General features: G+C 50.2%; 1 protein-coding gene and 2 pseudogenes. 2 read left to right on the top strand and 1 reads right to left on the bottom strand.

What is annotated here, in order from left to right; genetic code table 11:
• Positions 1 to 102 precede the first annotated feature (102 nt).
• Both QZ506_RS05815 and QZ506_RS05820 read left to right on the top strand, forming a co-directional pair.
• Positions 103 to 306 (top strand): annotated as a pseudogene (locus tag QZ506_RS05815) (DNA circularization protein); the annotation flags it as partial.
• Positions 303 to 1,347 (top strand): annotated as a pseudogene (locus QZ506_RS05820) (phage baseplate assembly protein). The pseudogenes QZ506_RS05815 and QZ506_RS05820, both read left to right, overlap by 4 nt.
• A gap of 117 nt (positions 1,348 to 1,464) precedes the next feature.
• Here QZ506_RS05820 and QZ506_RS05825 read toward each other — a convergent pair.
• A partial coding sequence (locus tag QZ506_RS05825) for an IS1 family transposase (RefSeq protein ID WP_291968255.1) occupies positions 1,465 to 1,575 on the bottom strand: 111 nt, incomplete at its 5' end.

Consider the following 1,575-nt stretch of genomic DNA (forward strand, 5'->3'; position numbering starts at 1 on the left):
CGTGCTGCGGGCGTACGCCGATGGCCACTTTACTCGATGGAAAACGGATCTGGGCAGAAAAGAATCTGAACCAGATGTAATCTGACAGACACCTGTATAAATAATCGGTAACTGTCAGATCAGGTCTGAGCTAGTACACAAGTTGAAGAAACCGTCACCCGTACACCAGAAACGGTGCTGCCTGCGCTGGTTCTGGCGGCTAACTGGTATGACAATGCCGCACGAGAAATCGATATCACCCGCCGAAATACCGTTAACCATCCCGGTTTTGTGCCGGTACAACCCTTAAGGGTTCCTGCAAGATGAGCGATCATGTGATATTGCGCGTCAACGGGCTCGAATGGGGAGGTTGGACACGCGTCCAGATTTCAGCAGGGATAGAACGACTCTCACGCTATTTCAATGTAGAAATCACCCGCCAATGGCCAGGTGAATCAGGAAGCGTACCGTTACAACCCAGAATTAAAAAAGGTGAACTTGTCGACGTCCTCATCGGTCAGGATAAAGTCCTGACCGGCTGGATTGAAGCGACCCCGATACGCTATGACGCAAAAAGTATTCATGTCGGTATCAGTGGCCGGAGTAAGACGGCGGATTTAATCGACTGTGCTGCCAATAACACGCTTTTTACAGGCAACACCTTGCATCAGATAGCCTCAGAACTGGCTAACCCGTTTGGCATTAAAGTCATTAGCCAGAAAGCCCCCCAAACACCGCCACAGGCTTTTCAGGCTGATTATGGAGAAACTGTCCATGAGGCGCTAAACAAGGCGTTAGGAAGCCAACAGGCGCTAGCCTGGGGGCAATCTGCTAATGGGTACAGTCGGCAATGATCGTGCGACAACAGCACTTGTCTGGGGAGAAAATATTCTCACCTGTGATACGAAACAGAGTATCCGCGAACGCTTTTCGGAATATCAGGTGGCGGGTCAACGCTCGGGAGATGATGACGATTTCGGGGAAGCGACATTAACAGCGCTCAGCGCCAAAACCAGGGACAGTCAAATTACCCGCTATCGTCCGCAACATATCCACCAGGCCGGTAATGCCACTGGAGCGAGCTGTCAAGCACGAAGCGAATTTGAAGCCAGACAGCGTGTAGCCAGAACCGAGGAAACGACCTATACAGTACAAGGTTGGCGGCAAGGTGACGGCATCCTATGGAAGCCTAATCAACGCGTAATTGTGTTTGATCCGTTGCTGGGCTTTAACAACCGTGAACTGGTCATTAGTGAGGTGGTGTATACGCAGGATGAAGGCGGTACGTTATGTGAACTGCGAGTCGGGCCAGAAGCCGCCTATATTCCGGAGCTTGAGGAATTGAAAGCGCAGGACGACGAGGATTAGCGATTCGTCCTGTACCGCTCACCCATTTTGGGGCATTTACCGCTTTTATTCTTTTGTTCAGTTGGAGACGTATTAAATGAAAAACGTTGGTCGTGTATTCAATGAGTTGATGTAGCATCAAACGTAGTACTCGCGTTCGATGTAAGTACCGATGATCCTATCGTGCATTTCGGATGATTTTGAATATCCGAGCGTCTTGCGATTGAGCCGTTGCAATCGGTTACGCAG

The organism is Candidatus Symbiopectobacterium sp. (genome assembly GCF_020054415.1).
Classification (GTDB): Bacteria; Pseudomonadota; Gammaproteobacteria; order Enterobacterales; family Enterobacteriaceae; genus Symbiopectobacterium.